Origin of the sequence: Sneathiella aquimaris, from assembly GCF_026409565.1 — a bacterium.
Classification (GTDB): Bacteria; Pseudomonadota; Alphaproteobacteria; order Sneathiellales; family Sneathiellaceae; genus Sneathiella; species Sneathiella aquimaris.
On record NZ_CP112881.1, the window covers coordinates 2,924,438 to 2,939,931 of the forward strand.

At 48.7% G+C, this 15,494-nt stretch carries 11 protein-coding genes; 2 read left to right on the forward strand and 9 right to left on the reverse strand.

Annotated features, from left to right (window positions below; translation table 11 throughout):
• The 7 genes from OIR97_RS13740 to OIR97_RS13770 all read right to left on the reverse strand — a co-directional run bounded on the left by OIR97_RS13740 (window position 1) and on the right by OIR97_RS13770 (window position 8,788).
• Complete coding sequence (locus OIR97_RS13740) at window positions 1-153, reverse strand: cbb3-type cytochrome oxidase subunit 3 (RefSeq protein ID WP_169542831.1); 153 nt, start codon at window positions 151-153, stop codon at window positions 1-3.
• Between the two features lie 9 nt (window positions 154-162).
• Complete coding sequence (gene ccoO / locus OIR97_RS13745) at window positions 163-888, reverse strand: cytochrome-c oxidase, cbb3-type subunit II (protein WP_169542832.1); 726 nt, start codon at window positions 886-888, stop codon at window positions 163-165.
• 4 nt (window positions 889-892) lie between these two features.
• Complete coding sequence (gene ccoN / locus OIR97_RS13750) at window positions 893-2,515, reverse strand: cytochrome-c oxidase, cbb3-type subunit I (RefSeq protein ID WP_246201876.1); 1,623 nt, start codon at window positions 2,513-2,515, stop codon at window positions 893-895.
• Window positions 2,516-2,731: 216 nt separating this feature from the next.
• A complete protein-coding gene (gene hemN / locus OIR97_RS13755) occupies window positions 2,732-4,081 on the reverse strand; it encodes an oxygen-independent coproporphyrinogen III oxidase (protein WP_169542834.1) in 1,350 nt (449 codons plus the stop codon).
• A gap of 13 nt (window positions 4,082-4,094) precedes the next feature.
• Window positions 4,095-4,925 (reverse strand): Crp/Fnr family transcriptional regulator, encoded by an 831-nt coding sequence (locus tag OIR97_RS13760; RefSeq protein ID WP_169542835.1) that lies wholly within the window; start codon window positions 4,923-4,925, stop codon window positions 4,095-4,097.
• A 262-nt stretch (window positions 4,926-5,187) separates the two neighbouring features.
• On the reverse strand, window positions 5,188-6,975 hold the full coding sequence (locus OIR97_RS13765; RefSeq protein WP_169542836.1) for an acyl-CoA dehydrogenase family protein: 1,788 nt from the start codon (window positions 6,973-6,975) through the stop codon (window positions 5,188-5,190).
• A gap of 25 nt (window positions 6,976-7,000) precedes the next feature.
• Window positions 7,001-8,788 (reverse strand): acyl-CoA dehydrogenase family protein, encoded by a 1,788-nt coding sequence (locus tag OIR97_RS13770; RefSeq protein WP_169542837.1) that lies wholly within the window; start codon window positions 8,786-8,788, stop codon window positions 7,001-7,003.
• 118 nt (window positions 8,789-8,906) lie between these two features.
• Between OIR97_RS13770 and gcvA the strand changes: the two genes are divergently transcribed.
• Both gcvA and OIR97_RS13780 read left to right on the forward strand, forming a co-directional pair.
• Window positions 8,907-9,794 carry a transcriptional regulator GcvA gene (gcvA, locus tag OIR97_RS13775; protein ID WP_169542838.1) on the forward strand — a complete coding sequence of 296 codons (888 nt, stop codon included), beginning with the start codon at window positions 8,907-8,909 and terminating at the stop codon, window positions 9,792-9,794.
• Between the two features lie 60 nt (window positions 9,795-9,854).
• The gene (locus tag OIR97_RS13780) at window positions 9,855-10,499 is read left to right on the forward strand and encodes an MBL fold metallo-hydrolase (RefSeq protein WP_169542839.1); all 645 of its coding nucleotides are present in this window, start codon (window positions 9,855-9,857) and stop codon (window positions 10,497-10,499) included.
• Window positions 10,500-10,503: 4 nt separating this feature from the next.
• Here the strand turns inward: OIR97_RS13780 and OIR97_RS13785 are convergent, their stop codons facing one another.
• The gene (locus OIR97_RS13785; protein WP_169542840.1) at window positions 10,504-11,877 is read right to left on the reverse strand and encodes an adenylate/guanylate cyclase domain-containing protein; all 1,374 of its coding nucleotides are present in this window, start codon (window positions 11,875-11,877) and stop codon (window positions 10,504-10,506) included.
• 101 nt (window positions 11,878-11,978) lie between these two features.
• A complete protein-coding gene (locus OIR97_RS13790; protein WP_169542841.1) occupies window positions 11,979-15,446 on the reverse strand; it encodes an indolepyruvate ferredoxin oxidoreductase family protein in 3,468 nt (1,155 codons plus the stop codon).
• Window positions 15,447-15,494: the final 48 nt, after the last annotated feature.

Consider the following 15,494-nt stretch of genomic DNA (forward strand, 5'->3'; position numbering starts at 1 on the left):
TTACTCCTTCTCATCAAGCGGAATCTTGGCTGCATGATCGAACTTTTCTTTGTTCTTCGGCCAAAGTGCGTAAACAACCACGATCAAAAACAACACAAACAAATAGACCAGCCCATATGTTTGCGCGAAGACTGAAACCTCTTGAAAACTCATATCGGCCCCCTATCTCTTGCCAGCTTCTGCATCATAAGATGTAAAATCGACCAGTGTGCCAAGCATCTGCAGGTACGCAATCAGTGCGTCCAGTTCAGAAATTTTACTTGGATCCCCATCAAAGTCGCGCACTTGCGCTTTGGGGTAACGGGCCAAAAGATCATCGACTTCATCCGCGTCAGGATTAACCTGTGTCCGCAAATCAAGTTCCGCGACAGCAATCATTTCATCGGTGTAAGGTACACCAACTCGACGGTTAGCAATCAAATCTCCAGCAATATCAGGAACATTCAGCTCTGTTTTTGCGAGGAAAGAATAAGCTGGCATGACAGACTCAGGCACCACATCCCGCGGGTTTTTCATGTGGGTGACATGCCATTCATCAGAATAGCGGCCCCCGACACGGGCAAGATCGGGTCCTGTCCGCTTTGATCCCCACTGGAAAGGATGGTCATACATACTTTCCGCTGCCAGGCTGTAATGACCATAGCGTTCTGCCTCATCCCGAAGAGGACGGATCATCTGACTATGACAGTTATAACATCCTTCCCGGATATAGATGTTACGACCCGCCAGTTCCAATGGACTATAGGGTCGCATTCCCTTTACTTTTTCAATGGTACTTTCCAGATAAAAAAGTGGAGCAATCTCGATCAAACCACCGATGGAGACAACCACAAGGGTCAAAACCAGCATAAGGATGGAGTTTTTCTCAATGACTTTATGACTAATCATTTACTTATCTCCCCGCTGCGAATTCGGCATTTGGAACAAGCTGTTCCGCTTCAGATTGCCGTACATCGCCACGTGCAGTCCGCCACAGATTATATGCCATGATCAACGCGCCAATGAGGAACAATACGCCGCCCATCGCCCGAATAACATAGAATGGATGCATTGCTTCCACTGTTTCACTGAACGAATATTCAAGGAAACCGAAGGCATCATACGCACGCCACATCAAGCCTTGCAGGATACCTGAAACCCACATGGAGGTGATGTAAAGAAGGATACCAATCGTGGAAATCCAGAAATGCATATTGACCAGTTTGTCGGAATAAAGCGACTTGCGGTTCCAAACAACAGGAACGAGGAAGTAAAGCGCACCAAAACTGACATAAGCAACCCAGCCAAGGGCACCGGAATGCACATGACCAACCGTCCAGTCCGTGTAGTGGCTGAGCGCATTCACCGCTTTGATCGACATTAATGGGCCTTCAAATGTACTCATACCGTAGAAGGCAACCGATGTTACCAGGAAGCGAACAACCGGATCGGTTCTTAGCTTGTCCCATGCCCCGGACAACGTCATCAAACCATTAATCATGCCACCCCATGAAGGCATCCAGAGGATAATGGAAAATGTCATTCCCAGTGTCTGCGACCAGTCAGGCAATGCTGTATAATGCAAGTGGTGAGGTCCGGCCCAGATATATAAGAAAATCAGAGCCCAGAAGTGAATGATCGACAACCGGTATGAATAGACCGGACGGTTCACCCGCTTCGGAATGAAGTAGTACATGATGCCAAGGAAGCCGGCGGTCAGGAAGAAGCCAACCGCATTATGGCCATACCACCACTGCGTCAACGCGTCCTGAACTCCTGAGAACAAGGAGTAACTCTTAACCCCTGTAAGGCTAACCGGCATGGACAGGTTGTTCACCAGATGAAGCATCGCGACAGTGACGATGAACGCAAGGTAGAACCAGTTCGCCACATAAATATGCTTTTCTTCACGTTTCCAAAGGGTTGCGAGGAAAACAAACAAATAGGTAACCCAGACGGCGGTGAGCCAGATATCAACATACCATTCTGGTTCAGCATATTCTTTGGACTGAGTCACACCCAGAACGTAACCAGAGGCCGCCAGCACGATAAACAGCTGATAACCCCAGAAAACAAACCAAGGTGCGATGTCCCCAGCAAGTCTTGCTTTACAAGTCCGCTGCACAACATGGAAAGAGGTCATCAACAGGATATTGCCGCCAAAGGCAAAAATCACGCCGGACGTATGCAATGGCCGCAGGCGCCCAAAACTTGTCCAAGGCAAATCCAGATTTAGTTCAGGAAAAGCAAGCTGGAGGGCGATTACAACCCCGACCAAAAAGCCGACTATTCCCCAGAATGTAGAAGCAATAACACCGGCTTTTACGATCTCGATGTTATAATTTACGCCTCCGGTTTCTACGACAGTTTTATTGCCAGTGCTGTAGTGCCTTGAAATCAAGGCATACGCGGCAAGAACTGACGCCAGCGCGAATATTGCGCCATGGATCATCATACCTTGGTCCTGTGCTTTGGCAGAAAGCAGAAGTCCCAAGATTGCCCCAATGATCGACAAGGCTATCCATAACAGGTTCATACCAGTCATCCGTTTGTTTTTCATTTAATGCTAGATTAAAGAAGCCGCAATTTGCCAGACGCTCGCCTGAAAAACACAAACTCCCCCACTCTTTACTATGTCCCTCAGGCGCTCCGTGCATTGATTTGGGTCAAGAGTGTGCACTCCGTCTACAAACCGCGTGAATTGCCCGCATGGTTAATCTTAGCACAATTTGTTATATTCGTTAGAATTTTGCTAAACTGCCCGCGAGTGTTTCCCGGGCCCGTTTCCAAGATAGGTATCAAAAACCGCACAAATCGTACGAACCAAATACCGCCCTTCTTCCAGAACAAGAATTTTTCGCCCCGAAATATCTATCAAGCCATCCTCTTCAAAAGACCGAAGCCGCAGAAGTTCATCGTCCAGATACTCAGGCGTTACGTTATACCGGTTGGCGACCTCAGCCAGATCAACAGCCAGATCACACATCAGTCTTTCAATAATCTCACGGCGCATTTTATCATCCGTTGACACCGCGACCCCTTTGCTAATTGCAAAGCCATTATTAAGAACGCGCCGCTCATAATCCGGTATACTGGTAATATTCTGAACATATCCCTGAGGCAGTTTTCCAATTGACGACGCTCCAATTCCAATCAAGGCATCAGAGGAATCCGTTGTGTAGCCTTGGAAATTGCGCTGTAATTCCCCGTTTTTCAAGGCAAGGCTCATGTCATCATCCGCCCGGGCGAAATGGTCCAGTCCAATTTGAACGTATCCCAGCTCAAGAAGAGCATCAGCAGCGGCTTTCGCCTGTGCGATCCGTTCTGAGGTTCCAGGTAGATCAGCGTCATTAATCAGACGCATATGTTTCTTCATCCACGGCACATGGGCATACCCGAAGAGCGCTATACGATCTGGTTCAAGTGAATGAGACAAGGCAACTGTCTTGCGAACATCTTCGACGGTTTGTAAGGGCAAGCCATACATAAGATCAAAATTCAAACGTTCGATACCATTAACCCGAAGACTATCCACTGCCGCTTTTGTGGTTTCAAACGACTGGACGCGATTAATCGCTCTTTGAACATTAATGTTAAAATCCTGCACTCCAAGGCTCGCACGATTGATGCCGCCCGCAACCATCGCCTCAACAACAGAGGCATCAAGTGTACGAGGGTCAATCTCAATGGCCCGTTCAGCGTTTTCCGAATAATCAAAATAGGTATTGATCATGTTCATGATGCTGGTGAAATCATCAGGCGCGAGAATACTTGGCGTGCCGCCCCCCCAATGGACATGGGATACTTTAAAACGTCCGGGCAATGCCTTAATGACCGTTGCCAATTCAGCCCTCAACGCGGCTGCATATTGGGCAATTGGCTCATCTTTTTGCGAAATTTTGGTATTACAACCGCAATACCAGCACATCTGCCGACAAAAAGGAACGTGCAGATACAGTGATAACGCTGTATCCCTGTTCAACGTTTGCAACCACCCCCCGTATTCTTCGCCGTCCTCCATTGGCTGAAAATGCGGAGCCGTTGGATAGCTTGTATAACGCGGCACAGGGGCGTCATATTTTCTGGCCAGATTATCAGTCATTCCCTTTTCCCGCTTAGCCTTCGCCGTCCGCAAGCAAATGAAGCTCGCTAAGATCATGAATTTCGATTTCCTGAGATGAGATTAAAGAGATAACCCCTTGCTTACGCAGCTTGGTAATGGTCCGGCTCACAGTTTCAATTGTCAGACCAAGAAAGTCTGCAATATCTGTGCGGCTCATAGGCAATTTAAGAACGACCGAATTTGTTTCTTCAATCTTACCAATGCGTTTAAATTTCTTTTGCGCCCGTTCGTATAAAAAATTAGCGATCTTCTCAACAGGCGTTTTGCGTCCAAGCAGAAGCATATGATCCTGCAGACTGATCACCTCCGCCTGCATCATCTGCATAAGGCGAGATTGAATTTCCACATGCTCCTTCATGGACCGGTTCAACCGGCCAACGTTAAACTGACAAACAACCACTTCATCGATCGCTTCAGCATCAACCGTGTATTGCTTGCCTGCACTAAGACCTACAAAATCACCGATTGATTTAAAGCCGGTAATCTGACGCCTGCCATCATCAAGCATTCTGGATAATCTGATTTCACCAGAAACGACGGTATAGAAATTATTTGCTTCGTCATATTCGCTAAATAGCATTTGACCGGGCTTGAGGGTCTTGTGGGTGCTGTCATTTCCAAATTCAATGAGTTCTTCACCTTGAAGAGCGGAACAAAGGGCCAATTCATGAGCCGCACAGTTAGAACAATAATCAGTCTTTGGCTGATTGCCCTGCCCTGCCGTAAACTTAAACTTCGTGCATCCGTCAGATACAGAAGCATCAAAAGCCTGACCTGTTACTTTTTTACGCTCGATTGTATTTTCTGGGGCCATAATATCCATCCTTATCTCCCGCTCATCTCCACACCCCGATCATCGACCCGTCCCCTTAATGCCTCAATGCGGTAGGATGTCGCAGGGATCAATTATCGCTGGGCGCTAAAGGTAACGCCTCCCAGGAAGCCCGGTTTTCCTCACCTTTTTCAAGAAAAACAAAAATCATCAAATCAGCGCGACAAATTGACACGTTAGAAAAAACAGCGCCATTCAGGCGCTGTTTTCCTCGGATATTATTCCTCAGTTCTGTTCTGTTTGTATCTTCGAATTACAGTGACAGTAAGTCAGATGCTCGTTCCAACGTCACCTTTTCTCCGGACAACAGGCAATTTCCTGCCTCTACTTCAAACCGGCCTTCCCCCTGGCGCAATGGATCGAAGGGTTTTAATTTGCTGTCAATGACCAGACGGGAAAGCAGCAGTCGGCGCGCGTCCTTACCGGCCGCCCCCAAAGCGGCGCCTTCAATTGCAAAAAGCGTTGCCGTTGTTGCATGATACAGGGCATTTGACGCCTGACGGGCCAATGTTTCATTTTGGGTATCCGCAACTTCCTCGGCAAAATCCCGTGCCCGGTCTATCAGGCCCGACAGTTCTCCCGCATATTGCCCCGGCACCCCGTCAGCTTTATCAAGACGGGCTTTCAGATCCTCAGCTAATGGCAGATGAGCCCGGGCCTTTGCTACGGCTCGGGTTGTAATATCAAGGGCATTTATATTGGATGTTCCTTCCCACAGAAGCCCCGTGTAAGCATCGCGAACAAGCTTTGGATTAACCCAGTCTTCAATAAAGCCACATCCCCCCCGCACTTCCAGGGCACCGCCAGCAACCTCAACATTGTCCCGGCAGGTTCTGAATTTCAATAAAGGTGTCAAAATACGGTTAAGTGCTTCAGCCTCCTTATCCCCCTGATCAGATTTGTAAAGCTGGGTCGCAACATGCATCATCATGGACAATGCTTGCTCGGTTGGCAGCATGAGCTTCAATAACTGCCGACGCATCAACGGTTTTTTCAGAATTTCCTCGTCAAATACTTCCCGATTTTGTGCAACCATCAGGGCCTCGTTCAGGCAGCGCCGCATCATACCTGCCGCCCGCACCCCATGGGAAAGTCGGGACATAACGACCTGATCCATCATTTGCCGCAGCCCCGGGTTGGGTTTGGCCCCCACATCCCCAAAGGGGTAACCAATCGCTCCATCAAAAATGATTTCACCCGACGCCATGGATTTGGTTCCCATTTTATCCTTTAACCGAACAATCCTGTAACCGTTCCTATCCCCACTTTCCAAATGCCGCGGTACCGCAAAAATCGCTAAACCACGGTTGCCTGCGGGAGCCCCTTCCGGGCGAGCAAGAACCAGTGCAACTTCCGCATCGGCGCAGGAACAGAACCATTTGTCTCCATACAAGCGCCAAACCCCATCTTCATTTTTGGCTGTCACTTCAAGATTGGCAACTTCTGATCCGCCTACCTTTTCCGTCATGAATTGGGCGCCCATATGGATTTCATCCATATCCTGACTAAGCATCTGCCAGCCAAACTTGTCGATCGCTTCTTTTGGTCCATGCTTTGCAAGCAACCCATAGGATGTATCCGTCACCGAAATGGGACACATCAGGCCAAATTCCGCCTGAGTGAACAAATAGGTGAAAATATACTTGGCCATGGGGGGCATTTTTTCAGGCCAGCCGTGGACACCTGCCTTATGGGACATGCAATGAATACCAAAATCCCCATAGGCGATTTTCTCCATTTCACGATAGGCAGGATGAAACTCGATCCATTCTCGGTCCCGTCCCCGGGCATCCCGCGGATGTAAAACCGGGATATGACGATCCGCTATTCTTGATAACTCGTCCAAACGATTGCCTGCAATTTCCCCCAGATTGTGAAACACCGGTCGCATATGCTCCCGAAGATCTTCAGGAAGATAAATTTCCATGACATCCTGCAGGCTCTGATCAATTTCAAAGAAATTCAGACCATGGCAATCTTCAGGCACCCAATCTTCCAGAGTGCGTTCTTCCCGCTTTTTCAGTCGGCTTTGCTGTAGCATTATTGATCCTCAAAATATCCAAGAATTAGAGTGTCAGAATTTGACGGGCATCTTCAAGTAAAACCGGCGCATCATTCAGAAGACAATCAGTTGCCTGCTCATCAAACTGTCCTGCCTCGGCCGACAAAGGACTTGCTTGTCCCAACTTATGATCTGTAATCATCCGCGACAGAAGCAACCGACGCGCATCTCCGCCCTCTGCGCCCAAACGCGCGCCTTCAGACGCCATCAAAGTGGCTGTTGTCACATGAAACAAGGCAGTCGACGCTTTACGCGCAAGCGTTTCCCGCCCTTCCTTTGCGACCGTTTCAGCCAGATTGATCGCTTGATCCACCAGCCCCTTGAGCTGCCCTGCGAACTGACCCGGTATTTCTTTAGTGCCATCGATCAGATCCGACAGCCCCTCCCCTAAGTCAACATGGGCTCCGACTTTGGCGACGGCCCGATTAACCACATCCAGCGAGTTGATGTTGGAAGTCCCCTCCCACAAAACGCCGAGATGAGCGTCTCTTACAAGACGCGGATTTACCCAGTCTTCAATATATCCGTTTCCACCGCGGATCTCCATTGCGCCTGTCGCCACACGCACGTTGTCTCTGGCGGTCCGGTACTTCAGCAATGGGGTCAGAATACGGGTCATCCGTGCCGCCTTCTTATCACCAGCGTCCCCTGCCTCCATCATCTTTGCGGTGTACAGATAAAGCGAGAGCGCCTGCTCGGTCGGCACCATTAGCTTCATTAACTGTCGCCGCAACAGGGGTTTTTCAATCAACTTTCCGCCAAAAGCGCGGCGATATCCTGCCACCGCCAGAGACTCGTTCAAACAACGCCGCATCATTGATGCAGCCCGGACACCATGGGACAGCCGGGACATATTCACCTGATCCATCATCATTTTTAACCCACGATTTTCGTGAGCCCCAACGTCCCCCAATGGATAAACAGTTGCGCCCTCAAAGATGATTTCGGCTGATGCCATGGATTTACTGCCCATTTTATTCTTCAACCGCACAAGCCGATATCGATTGCGGCTGCCATCTTCAAGATGCCGCGGAAGCGCGAACAATCCAATACCAGCGTTGCCAGAAGGCGCGCCTTCTGGACGGGCAAGCATCAAGATCACATCAGCATCCGCGCAAGAGCAAAACCACTTCTCACCATAAACGCGCCACTCTCCATCTTCAAAACGAGCCTGCAGCGCTGTGTTCGACACATCGGAACCGCCCGGCTTTTCTGTCATGAATTGCCCCCCTTTCAGGAGTTGATCCATATCCTGCGACACCATTTTATTGAAGAACAGCTCCCGTATTTTTTCGTCGCCATACCGGTTAATCAACATGGCTGTTGTTTCCGTGGCCGAGATTGGACATAACTGGCCAAATTCCGATTGCCCAAAAAGATACTGGAACACATATTTGGCGACCGGTGGCACCTTGTCCTGCCAGCCCAATACACCGCTGCGATTACTCATGGCATGTAGCCCAAAATCTTCGAACGCGACCTGTTCCATCTTACGGTAGGACGGGTGAAATTCGACCCAGTCTTCGTTTCTTCCACGGGCATCGCGAGTATGAAGCTGTGGACTATGTCGATCAGCATCACGGGACCAAATGTCCATTTCGTTGCCCGCCAAAGCGCCAAGACGTCGAAAATGTGACTCCATGTGAGCCTGCAAATCCTTTGGCATATACAGGTTCAATAACTGCCGAAGCGATAGATCAATGTCATAGAAATTGAGACCGTGACAATCAGGAGCGACCCAATCGGACAACTCAATTGGATTGAAGGTTTCATCAGTTTTGTAAAAGTTCATTTCGCAGCCACCTTCTAGTGAGTTTTATTTTCTTTGATAGTGCCTGTATCTGCTTTTATCGACAAACGAATAAAAGGCTGTTTATAATTGAGAAAAACTCAATCTAAAGGAAGATGAAGTGCTGACCATACCATCAATATCAGGGCTTAGAGCCTTTGAAGCGTCATGCCGGTATTTGAGTTTCAATCAAGCTGCGGAAGAACTGAACGTTACTCCGGGTGCGGTCAGCAGGCAAATACACAGCCTTGAACAGTTTCTCGGCAAAACCCTCTTTCACAGACACCATAAACGCATCGAATTAACCGCCGTTGGGCGTCAGTATCTGGCGGAGATAAATCTGCCATTGGAAAAAATATCTGCGGCAACCAATCGATTAAGAAGCGAGCCCAGGCGCAACGTTATTTCGATTTGCGCCTATCCGACTTTTGCTATTCGGTGGCTAATCCCCAGATGGGCGGCTTTGTATGACGCCTTCCCTGATTTGGATATTCAACTGACAACATCGCTAAATCCTGCAGATTTTGATGAACAGAATTTTGATATTTCGATCGATGTCATGACGATGGGCAGCAGCCGAAAAGGCTGTCAGATTGATAAATTACTGGATGTTGAGACCTATCCTGTCTGCAGCCCGGAACTGGCAAAGGAAATTACAAGCTTTAACGATCTGAACAAGGTTACATTGCTTCATGAAAGCCCGCGCCCCACAGATTGGCAACGGTGGGCGGCGGCGGCAGATATATCCGGCCTTGACACCTCGCGAGGCATGAATTTTGAAAGTGCCAATATGGCGCTTCATGCAGCCATTGAAGGACTTGGTGTTGTTATTGGCATTGACGCACTTGTTCAGGAAGACATTAAAAAGGGGCGGCTGGTCAAGTTATTCTCGGTCACACGGGTTTCCCATTTTCCGTTCCAATTAGTAACTCAAAACCGCACAGCGATGCACCCGAAATTACAGGCCGTGCGTCAGTGGCTCCTTGAACAGGCTGGCGTGAAAAATTGAACTTTGCTATAACGGCGCAAACAAACAGTTAAGGAAAAGCCTGATCAGGCTGGATTTAGTATGAAAGCAGTCATCATTCCGGTAACCCCGTTCGCCCAGAATTGTAGCCTTATTTGGTGCGAAGAGACAATGAAAGGGGCCGTTGTCGACCCTGGCGGTGATCTCGACCATATTTTACAGGTTGCTGAGAAACAGGGTGTAGAGATTGAAAAAATCCTGATTACACACGGCCATCTTGATCACGCAGGCGGCACTAAAGAATTAAAAGACAAGCTAAATGTGCCCATCGAAGGCCCTCATAAAGACGACAAATTCTGGATTGACCAATTACCGGAACAATGTGCGCGCTACAATTTCCCTGAAAGCCATGCCTTCACACCAGAACGTTGGCTAAACGACGGCGACACAGTAACTGTTGGTAATGAGACCCTGGATGTTATTCATTGCCCCGGCCATACTCCGGGGCATGTTGTTTTCATAAGCCAGAAAGAACATGTGGCTATCGTCGGGGATGTTCTCTTTCAAGGCTCCATCGGGCGAACAGATTTCCCGCGGGGCAATCATACAGACCTGATCCATTCCATCCGGGAAAAATTATGGCCATTGGGTGATCATATCGCCTTTATTCCCGGTCATGGGGATATGTCTACCTTCGGTCAGGAGAGAAAGACAAACCCTTTTGTAGCTGATATGAACTTCGGATAAGGCGTTAAGAAGGAACAGCCCAAACCGATACGGTTGCTTCACGGCCTCTGATTTCCTGCAGGCCACAGCTTTCAAAGCCTGCTTTTTGGGCGACTTCCGGGCCGCCCGCTGCCTCAATAACGGCATCACTCGCAATAATTTTGGCCCCTACTATTCGGGTGAGTGCTTCCAGACGGCTTGCAACATTAACAACGTCGCCAAGAACGGCAAATTCAAGGCGGCGTTCTGACCCGATATCGCCCAGAACCACATCTCCAAAATGCAACCCAACGGACAGCTTAATCTCAGGCTGTCCCATGGCTTTACGAACCTGGTTCCACTCATCCATCGTTTGCTGCATGGCCACAGAACAATTCAAGGCATTGATCGCATCTTTATCAGATACATCAGGCGTCCCAAACGTAACCATCAGCCCATCGCCTAGGAATTTATCCAACGTCCCATTATGATCAAAAACGGCTGTTTCCATTCGGGAATGAAACTCCCGCAAAACAGATACAACCCTTTCAGGAGAGCTTTGCTCAGCCATTTGAGTAAACCCGACAATGTCGACAAACATAACAACAATGGGTTGGGATCTCACTTCGCCCAGCGGCTGATCACGGCCTGCCAGATGGTCGACAATATTAGGCGCGAAATGACGTGCAAGATTTGCCCGCTCCCGCGCGGCCGCGGCCTGACGAATTAATAACCTCCGGGAACGCCAACTGTTCAACGCCAAAATGCCGGCGACAATTGCAAAAATCAGTACTTCCTGTATCCGCCCTTCAATTGAAATATGGTTCGGATCAATAAATTCCAGAATTTCAGCATAGTTCGTATAGTTACCCTGCAGCCATTGGGAAATTTCTGGCACGACAGCAGGTTGTGAGGAGGCCCAAAAATAACCAAGCGTCCAAAGACCAGTTGTCCAGGTCGCGAAAGCAAAAAGAGTTCGCCATGAATAGGCTAATGTCGCGCTGGCCAGCAAAATGTAAAAATATGGGAAATTAGCATATTTGTACTGCATGGACGCAGACCAGATTTCATCCGATAGCGGATTAGGAAAGACACAGACGATTGTCATCAATGCCAAATCCATAAACAGCAACAGAAGCTCCATCCTGGATTTGCCAACGCGCCCGACCCGTATCTGCGCAAATCCAATGGCCATAAACCCAAGAACAAGAACTTCATAGTATAAAACGCTGATATCCGGGATAAGGAAGACCAAGAAAACCGCGATGATGGACAATGCAACAAATCGTGCTTTGGCTGCAAGCAACAGGCCTTCTCGTTTATCTATCTCCAGTGCTTCATCCAAATACTTGTTGGACGGGCCCTCATCTTCGGTAAAAGGTCGCAACTTTGTCGAAACAGGCACGGAAATATCAGCCATCTTACCCCACTCTGTATGGTCATTTCCCTATATTGGCTATCGCCTCACCTTATATAAAGATCAGCGGTGCAAATTGCTATTAGATTTCAAAAATATGCATTTCACAATTTGGGCGTATCAAGCTTCTTCAGCAAATGCGCCATATTCTCTTTCGCCTTTTCAACAGATGCTTCTTTAACCGGCCCGTATCCACGAATAGCAGCCGGGATGTCAAAAATTTCCTGCGCAACCCTCATGTTTTCAGCATCAATTTCTGGCGCGATCTTTTTAAGCGTCGTGGCATACCAGTCGATCAGGGCACGTTCCATCTTTCGCTCAGCCGTGTATCCAAACGGATCCAATGCTGTTCCGCGCAATTTTTTGAAAGACCGCAATCCTTTAAACGCGGTGTTCATCCAAGGACCGAAATTTTTCTTTTTCGGGCGCCCTCTTTCATCTTTTTTCCCGGACAACAATGGCGGTGCCAGATGATAGTGAATACGGAAGTCCCCCTCAAATTCTGAGGCGATTTTTTCCAAAAAAGCAGGATCACTATGCAATCGGGCAACCTCATACTCGTCCTTATAACTCATTAATTTGAAAAGATTTTTTGCAACAGAACGGTTTAAAACCTCTTTTTCGTCGGGGCCTATCTGTACTTTGCTCATAATATCCTGAACGGTCACGCGATACATCTGTGCCCATGAGTCATCTTGATATTGAGTCAGGAATTCTGCATTTCGGTCTATCAACTGCGATACCGATGGGGCCGTCTCTTTTATACTTTCCAGTCGATCCATCATTTGCGTCTCTGGCCGTGCAAAGAGAATACGCCCCCAGTTAAAGGCCTTTTTATTTTGCTCAATTGCGACACCGTTCAATTCAATAGCTCTCAGCAACGCATTTTTGGACACCGGAACAAGCCCCTGCTGCCAGGCAAACCCTAACAACAGAACATTTGCAAAAACGCTGTCGCCAAGGAACTGTTCCGCAGCCGTATTTGCGTTGACCGTTGAAAGATGCTTCTGGCCAAAAAGATGAGAAAGATGTGAAAGACGGGTGTCAATTTTCACATCAGTGTCTGGATTGAGAGTAAAATCACCAGTGGGCATGACCGACATATTCACTGCCGCTTTCGTATGACCCTCAGCGTATGTGGCAGAGGCTTTAGGGGACGTGCTGACCACGAGATCACACCCGATCAATGCGTCTGCCTGCCCCGTGTCAATTCGCACCTGATTTATCTGGTCTGGTTGACTGGCGATCCTCACATAACTGATAACCGGCCCGAATTTCTGCGCAAATCCCATGAAGTCAAGAACAGATGCCCCTTTTCCTTCCAAATGCGCAGCCATTGTTATCAACTGCCCAACCGTGATGACCCCTGTTCCGCCGACCCCTGTTACAATGACATTAAACGGGGTATCAACCGACGCCAGAACCGGATCCTTAATCGATGCTAACGCTTGGCTATAGGTTTCTTCATTACCGGTCGCAGAAGGTCGGCGCCTTTGCCCACCTTCAATTGTAACGAAACTTGGGCAAAATCCGTCAAGGCAGGAAAAATCCTTGTTACACGCATTTTGATTAATCCGGCGTTTGCGGCCAAATTCGGTTTCCAACGGTTCGACAGACAGACAGTTTGAAGCAACAGAGCAGTCCCCGCATCCTTCGCATACGGCTGGATTTATATAAGCAAAGCGCGGGACATCCTCCATAAGGCCCCTCTTCCGACGGCGGCGCTTTTCTGTGGCGCAGGTCTGTTCATAAATCAGTGCCGTGACCCCTGATATATCGCGTAGTTCCCGCTGAACATTGTCCAACTGGCTGCGATCATCAAACGTCACTCCTGCTGGAAATTCTTTTGGATCAAATTTGTCAATTGCATCAGAAAGAAGCGCAATCCTCTGAATACCTTCGGCCCGCAAAGAGTGAGCAATGGACTGCACACTCATCGGTCCGTCGAAGGGCTGGCCTCCGGTCATCGCTGTGGCGTCATTATAGAGGATTTTAAAGGTGATATTGGTTTGCGCGGCAATCGCCTGACGGATCGCAAGACTACCGGAATGATAATAAGTTCCGTCGCCCAAGTTCTGGAAAATATGACGACCCTTGTTAAACCGGGATTTCGCAACCCAGTTAACGCCTTCACCGCCCATCTGGATAAGATAGTTTGTATCCCGATCCATCCAGCTTGCCATAAAATGACAGCCGATGCCTGCCAGCGCTTCCGAACCTTCCGGCACCTTTGTCGATCTATTATGCGGACATCCGGAACAAAAATAGGGCGTTCGGGTCGCCCCTTCAACGTTAAGCGATATCACTCCCTTTTGTAGAATTTTCTCTGCTTTTTCAGAGAGGTTCAATCCTTCAAAAACAGAGTCTATTCGCCGGGCGACGATGACCGCCAGCTGTTTTGGAGAGAGTTCACCCGTCCAGGGGATTAGCCGCTGTCCATATTCATCATTTTTCCCGACCATTCTTTCCGGTTTTGCGCCGGGAATGTCATAAAAATATTCTTTGAACTGGCTTTCAATAATGCCCCGTTTCTCTTCGATCACGAGAACTTCTTTCTTGCCCCGCACAAAATCGAGCGATGACTTTTTAGCCAGAGGCCATACCAACCCGATTTTATAAATATCAATCCCGATTGCCCGCGCCTCAGCTTCACCAATACCAAGCAGGCGCAAGGCCTCCATCAAATCAAGATGCGCCTTACCTGTTGTAACGATGCCGTAAGTGGCATCCGGCACCTCATAGATATGCCGGTCAATGGGGTTGGCATCGGCAAACGCTAGAACCGCGTGCTTTTTCGCTTCAAGGCGCTCTTCAATCTGCGGGCCGGGAAAATCTGGCCACCGATAATGAAGTCCGGTTGGCGGCACATCAAAATCAGGGGTAACAAATTCTCTAGGGGGCAGCAGGTCAACCGTCATGCCACTTTCGACCGCTTCAGTCGCCGCCTTAAAACCAACCCACATTCCACTAAAGCGGGACAATGCATAGCCATATTCACCGTAACTGAGATATTCAGCCACATTCGAAGGGTTCAATATGGGCATAAAAAAAGTCAGGAAGGCAGCATCGGATTGATGCGGCATGGAAGAAGATACACTGCCGTGATCATCACCCGCGACCACCAGCACACCCCCGGTCGGGGAGGCTCCATAGGCGTTACCATGTTTCAACGCATCGCCCGCCCGATCAACACCGGGGCCTTTTCCATACCAGAGGCCGAACACGCCCTCAAACTGGCGGTGAGGATCTGTCTCAACCTGTTGGGACCCCAAAACGGCTGTTGCCGCAAGCTCTTCATTTACCGCTGGAATAAATTCGATATTTTTCTCATCGAGAACATCTTTAATATTCCACAATTCCTGATCAAAAACAGCCAGAGGTGATCCTCTATACCCGCTAATAAAGCCCGCCGTCTTTAATCCCGCCCGCTCATCCCGTAATTTTTGCATCAGCGGAATGCGCACCAGTGCCTGCGTCCCTGTGAGGAATACCCGACCTTCTTCCTGCGTATAACGATCGGACAGGGAATAGTCTGAAATTTTGGTGATTTTGAGATTGTTTTCCTGTTTCATTCAACGTCTCCGCGCGGGTCATTCATACCCTATCAATGTACCAGCACC

Coding starts and splice junctions, on each gene's coding strand:
- OIR97_RS13740 (WP_169542831.1), bottom strand. CDS start 153: ATGAGTTTTCAAGAGGTTTCAGTCTTCGCGCAAACATATGGGCTGGTC.
- ccoO (WP_169542832.1), bottom strand. CDS start 888: ATGATTAGTCATAAAGTCATTGAGAAAAACTCCATCCTTATGCTGGTT.
- ccoN (WP_246201876.1), bottom strand. CDS start 2,515: ATGAACCTGTTATGGATAGCCTTGTCGATCATTGGGGCAATCTTGGGA.
- hemN (WP_169542834.1), bottom strand. CDS start 4,081: ATGACTGATAATCTGGCCAGAAAATATGACGCCCCTGTGCCGCGTTAT.
- OIR97_RS13760 (WP_169542835.1), bottom strand. CDS start 4,925: ATGGATATTATGGCCCCAGAAAATACAATCGAGCGTAAAAAAGTAACA.
- OIR97_RS13765 (WP_169542836.1), bottom strand. CDS start 6,975: ATGCTACAGCAAAGCCGACTGAAAAAGCGGGAAGAACGCACTCTGGAA.
- OIR97_RS13770 (WP_169542837.1), bottom strand. CDS start 8,788: ATGAACTTTTACAAAACTGATGAAACCTTCAATCCAATTGAGTTGTCC.
- OIR97_RS13780 (WP_169542839.1), top strand. CDS start 9,855: ATGAAAGCAGTCATCATTCCGGTAACCCCGTTCGCCCAGAATTGTAGC.
- OIR97_RS13785 (WP_169542840.1), bottom strand. CDS start 11,877: ATGGCTGATATTTCCGTGCCTGTTTCGACAAAGTTGCGACCTTTTACC.
- OIR97_RS13790 (WP_169542841.1), bottom strand. CDS start 15,446: ATGAAACAGGAAAACAATCTCAAAATCACCAAAATTTCAGACTATTCC.